4 protein-coding genes are annotated in these 5,655 nt (G+C 40.7%); all 4 read left to right on the top strand.

Annotation, left to right across the window (positions count from 1 at the left end):
* Nucleotides 1-43: 43 nt before the first annotated feature.
* Nucleotides 44-1,192: a glycoside hydrolase family 3 protein gene (locus QZ548_RS07540; RefSeq protein WP_295869444.1), complete on the top strand. Its 1,149-nt coding sequence runs from the start codon at nucleotides 44-46 to the stop codon at nucleotides 1,190-1,192.
* 208 nt (nucleotides 1,193-1,400) lie between these two features.
* Nucleotides 1,401-2,384, top strand: a complete 984-nt coding sequence (locus QZ548_RS07535; protein ID WP_295869442.1) for an Abi family protein — start codon at nucleotides 1,401-1,403, stop codon at nucleotides 2,382-2,384.
* A gap of 112 nt (nucleotides 2,385-2,496) precedes the next feature.
* Complete coding sequence (fucO, locus tag QZ548_RS07530) at nucleotides 2,497-3,648, top strand: lactaldehyde reductase (protein ID WP_295869440.1); 1,152 nt, start codon at nucleotides 2,497-2,499, stop codon at nucleotides 3,646-3,648.
* Between the two features lie 455 nt (nucleotides 3,649-4,103).
* Nucleotides 4,104-5,654, top strand: a complete 1,551-nt coding sequence (locus tag QZ548_RS07525; protein WP_295869438.1) for a ClC family H(+)/Cl(-) exchange transporter — start codon at nucleotides 4,104-4,106, stop codon at nucleotides 5,652-5,654.
* The last annotated feature ends 1 nt before the right edge of the window (nucleotide 5,655 follow it).

Here is a 5,655-nt window from a genome sequence, read left to right as displayed (position 1 = left end):
GATATACTATACATAATACTTTTTAGAGATTTTGGAGGTATATATGTTTCGACGTATCGTAGCAGCTACGATGATCGGCGCATTGGCGCTCACAACGGGTTGCGGTTTACATAATCCATTTACTTCTAAGGCGGAGCCTGTAACTTATGAGTCTGTAGCACAGAGCGAGCTTTCACCAGAGGAAAAGGTGGACAAATTAGTGGCTAATATGTCTGACGCAGACAAGGTGGGGCAATTGTTGATGATTGGCATCCACGGCAAGACCTTGAACGATGATGCGAAGTTTATGCTCAATGAATACCGTGTGGGCGGCATTATCTTGTTTGACCGGAATATGGAGTCCAAGGATCAAGTGAAATCGCTGATTGCGGATATTAATAAAACTGGTAAAAGCGCGGGTTTAACGCCGTTATTCATCGGTATCGACCAAGAGGGCGGTGCCGTAGCGCGCATGGAGGATCAGCTCATCAAGGTTCCTCCAGCAGAAGAGTTAGGCAAGGAGCCTATTGAGAAAGCGGTATCCTTGGCCAAACAGTCTGGTACGGAACTTAAAGACTTGGGATTCAATATTAACTTTGCGCCTGTAGCGGACTTGGGCTTAACCTATGGCCGTTCCTTTAGTACAAATCCTGATGAGGTCGTACGCTATACCAGTGCAGTAGGCAAGGCCTATGATGAAGCGGGCTTGTGGTATTCTTACAAACATTTCCCAGGTATTGGTAAAACAGACGTGGATTTACATGCTGATACCAGTGTTGTGCCAGTATCTAAGGAAACATTGCTGAATGAAGATACGAAGGTATTTGTAGACCTTATTAAGCAGTCTAAACCGAATACATATGCAATTATGGTGTCTCATGCGATGTACCCTCAAATCGATCCAGACCATCCATCTAGTTTATCTAAAGCCATCATTACAGACTGGTTGCGCAAGGATATGGGCTATAACGGCGTTGTCGTAACGGATGATATGGATATGGGCGCTCTTGCAAAACACTACACCTTCGGTGATATGGCGGTTCAATCTATTTTGGCTGGCAGTGATATCTTGCTTGTATGCCACGAGTACGAACACATGCAAGAGGCGTACAATGGCCTTATGAAAGCTGTAAAAGACGGCCAAATCTCCAAAGAACGACTCGATGAATCTGTGAAACGAATCTTGCTTATGAAGATAACTAAAATTTCTTAGACTATTTGTTTTTGTTGGCAGGAATTAATTAATCATATAACGAATATAGAAAGTGGAAGTACTATTCATTGAAATCGCATCTGAGTTGACACTCAAGGGAGAACTTTGTTATAGTTATTACACAGAGAAACTGTGCGAAGCTTACGGGCAACGTACAACGCTCGTCGACTCAAGGGTCGGCGAGCTTTTTTGTTTGTAGGAGGGACTTATGTCTAAGCCGTTTAAGTCTTTAGATTCCCTATTACGCTTGATGAGAAAACGAAATATTACAATTGGAAAGGGGAGCGAAGGTAGTAGAGTTAAAAGAATTTTAGCGAGAGATAACTATTATGCAGTAATTAATGGATATAAAGACATTTTTTTAGATAATAATGCAACATTAAATAGTGGTGATGACTATTATGTAACTGGGACAACATTCTTTCAAATATATGGATTATATTGTTTTGATCGTAATTTGCGAATTATTTTATTAAAAGCTCTATTGCAAGCTGAACAAAATATTTGTACTAAAGTATCTTATCGTTTTTCGGAGGTATATACATCTGAATTTAGTCATTTGAATGTAAATAATTTTTCTAAAACAAACTTACCAAAAGCGACGGAATTAGTCTCTAAATTATCTAATGCTACACAACGTAATGCGAGATATACGATGTTTTCTCATTATTTAACAACACATCAAGATTTACCATTATGGGTATTGGTAACAAAACTTACATTCGGTGAAATTACTAATTTTTATAAATTAATTACACCTAATATACAAGAGAGAATATTAAAAGATATACATAAGGAATATACTGGTGAGTATAAGGTATCTATTACTGATCCAACATCTACTTTGATACCTGTTTTTAGTGAAATACTAGATGTTCTTGTGGGTTATAGAAATGTATGTGCGCATGGAGACAGACTTTATAACCATAGAATTATAGGTCCAAAGAAAACTATTAAAAAATTAACATATTATTTTGTACAAACTCCAAAAGGCAGTGAATCTTCAGTATATGGAGTGTTAATATCTTTAAGATTACTATTGCCTAGAATATCGTACAAGTGTATTATTGATGAGGTAATTAATGAATTAATACTTTTAAGTGAATCGTTACCTGTTATACAGTTTAATCAGGTCCTAGCCAGAATGGAGTTAACACTTCAATGGAAACAAACCTTAGAATTATTACAATGATTATATAGTGTATACATAACACAGCTTCAAGGATTTTAATAAACCGATAGAGAATTACTTAGTATAGTTATTCTCTATCGGTTTATTTTTTATTCGTTAGGAGTGATTGTATATGGCTCGGAGAATTATGTTGAACGGTACGTCCTATTTTGGGCAAGGGGCGATTCAGGAGATTGTGAACGAAATTAAGAATCGCCATTTTAAAAAGGTCCTCGTTACGTCTACACCTGATTTGTTTGAGTTTAAGGTGGCTACAAAGGTAACAGACCTACTTGATGCGGCAGGCATTGCTTACGATGTATATGATAATATTAAGCCAAATCCAACCATTGAAAACGTAACATCTGGTGTGGCTGCTTGTAAGGCGGCAGGTGCTGAAGCTATCGTTGCTGTAGGTGGTGGCAGTGCTATCGATACAAGTAAGGCTATTGCTACGATTATTACAAATCCTGAGTTCGGCGATGTACGTAGCCTTGAAGGATTGGCTCCTACAAAGCATCCATGCTTGCCGATTATCGCTGTGTCTACTACATCTGGTACGGCGGCAGAGGTTACGATTAACTACGTTATTACAGACGTTGAAAAGAACCGTAAATTCGTTTGCGTTGACCCTCATGACATCCCAATCGTAGCCATCGTGGATTCTGATATGTCCGCATCGATGCCAACAGGTCTTTGCGCATCTACAGGTATGGATGCTCTCGTTCATGCTGTGGAAGGATATATCACCAAAGGTGCATGGGAACTCACTGATATGCTTCATTTGAAAGCCATTGAAATCATTGGTCGTTCCTTACGTAGCGCCGTAGCTGGTGACTTCGCAGGTCGTGAAGCTATGTCCCTTGGTCAATATATTGCAGGTATGGGCTTCTCCAACGTAGGCCTTGGTATTGTTCACTCCATGGCACATCCATTGAGTGCTGTATACGATATCCCGCATGGTAAAGCGTGTGCCATGCTGTTAACAGCAGTATTGAAATTCAACGCCCCTGCAACAGGTGAAAAATATCGTGAAATTGCTCGCGTTATGGGCGTTCCTGATGTAGACGGCATGGATCAAGAAACATATCGTCAAGCTGCTATCGATGTGATCCAAAAACTAGCTGATGATGTAGGCATTCCTAAATCCCTTAGCGAAGCTGGCGTGAAACGGGAAGATATTCCATTCCTCGCTGAATCTGCTTTCAACGATGCATGTACACCTGGTAACCCAAGGGATGTATCTAAGGAAGAAATCATCGGTATTTACGAATCCATATTCTAAGGAATTTTAAGATTTGATAGCATATAGTGTTTTATGATGTATAGGATTTAATACTATAATATGGTATCAATATTTAGACTAGTCTAAATATTTTGCTAGTCTAAATAATCTAATAGTCTAAATGATGCCTAGCTCTATCCCTAAGAACTTTACATCTTTAGAATCTTTACATATTTCAGATGCCTCCGAATATGTAAAGAAAATACATTTACACACTTGCTTAACAAAACTAGCCATCTCGTTCTAGAGGTGGCTAGCTTTGCGTTTGAAGTCCTATGGAATGTCTTATGACTCGAAATTTTAATTTCGCATTTAGTGAGATAGCTGTTTGATACGTAATCCTTTCTTGAAAATGGTGGTTTACATAAGTATACTAAGGATATGAATACTTAGTTTGGTTGTATGTATGTTACTAGATAATAAGCCAGATTTGGTCAGTGCTAAGGAGGAATGTTATGAAGCTATGGAAATTTAATAAGCGAAGTTCTACCTTAGCAGATATGTCCATGAATCGTATGTTGTTGACGGAGCTCATTGCGAAGGGCGCTCTTGTGGGCGTGATTGCAGGCTTTTGTGGTGCTACCTATCGTTATTTAATCCTGGAGTCAGAGCATATTCGTTGGCACTTGATGGATGGTATTACCATGGAATGGGCTATAGGATGGCTTGTGATGATGGTCATCTTTGCCTTTGTTGTAGATCGATTGCTTGCATGGGCTCCATTGTCTGGTGGTTCTGGTATTCCTCAAATCGAAGGGGAAATGCTAGGGCTCTTTGATATGAAGCCGTATCGGACTTTAGCTTCCAAGATGATTGGTGGTGTATTGACTGGGTTTGCAGGCTTTTCTGTAGGTCGTGAAGGTCCAGCCGTACAAATTGGTGGCTCTGCCGGCAAGATCGTGTCCTATTGGATGAATTCAGGACTGCGTGAGCAGCGTATCTTAACCTCTGCTGGGGCAGGTGCAGGCTTAACGGCCGCATTTAGTGCGCCTGTATCGGGGGCGATGTTCGTCTTTGAAGAGGTCCATAAAAGCTTTTATCCGTACCTCGTTGTGCCCACCTTTGTGGCCACATTGATTTCTAACTATATTACGGTTAGTATATTTGGCCTCGAACCAGCCCTTGGATTCTCGATTACCTCCGGAGTACCTCTTGAGTACTTCCCAGTCCTTCTTATGGTTGGCCTTATCATGGGGCTTTGTGGGGTGCTATTCTGTCGCATGATTTTCGCATTCAAGAAGTTCTTTGAATGGCTTAAATGCTCTCGGTTCTTGAAATTAGCCCTTACCTTTGTGACTGTGGCCGTTATCGGCTATGACTCGCAACTTCTCTTGGGCGGTGGCAATGATCTTGTGGGGCAGCTAGCCTTTCACTCTCATGGCGTCTTGCTCTTAGGGGGTATCGTATTAGGTAAGATTTTGCTTACTACCTTCTGCTATGGCAGTGGTGCGCAAGGCGGTATATTCTTGCCTATGCTCGTTATAGGGGCTTCGGCAGGTGCCTTTTGTGAAAGTTTACTTTCATCAGTGGGTATCATCGCTCCTGATTTTGTACCGCAATTCGTTATTTGCGCCATGGGCGGCATGTTAGCGGCGGCTATGCGAACACCAATTTTGGCGATTTTGCTCGTTCTTGAAATGACGAATAGTTTCTCCAATATTTACGCCATCGGTATCGTTACACTGGTGGCCTACCTTGTGGCAGAGTTGTTAAAAGAACCGCCTATTTACGATTCTTTATTACAAGCCATGAGTGGTCAAAACAATTTAGAGTCTGTACAAACTTTCTTCCAAACGAAGGTACCTGTAGTAGCGAATTATACAGATGTACAATTACAAGACTTGGCCTTGCCAGATGGGACACTCATCGTAAGTATTCGTCGCAATGGAACATACATTGTGCCGTTAGGGGATGTAAAACTTGAACCAGGTGACGAACTACAAGTCTCTTGTGAACGAGGACGATTAAAAGCAGCGAAAGAATTTTTCCAATCGAATCAGTTATAGC

It is taken from the genome of uncultured Veillonella sp. (genome assembly GCF_915069625.1).
GTDB lineage: Bacteria > Bacillota > Negativicutes > Veillonellales > Veillonellaceae > Veillonella.
This window is presented reverse-complemented; position numbering and strand designations above follow the sequence as displayed.

Coding starts and splice junctions, on each gene's coding strand:
- QZ548_RS07525 (WP_295869438.1), top strand. CDS start 4,104: ATGAAGCTATGGAAATTTAATAAGCGAAGTTCTACCTTAGCAGATATG.
- fucO (WP_295869440.1), top strand. CDS start 2,497: ATGGCTCGGAGAATTATGTTGAACGGTACGTCCTATTTTGGGCAAGGG.
- QZ548_RS07540 (WP_295869444.1), top strand. CDS start 44: ATGTTTCGACGTATCGTAGCAGCTACGATGATCGGCGCATTGGCGCTC.
- QZ548_RS07535 (WP_295869442.1), top strand. CDS start 1,401: ATGTCTAAGCCGTTTAAGTCTTTAGATTCCCTATTACGCTTGATGAGA.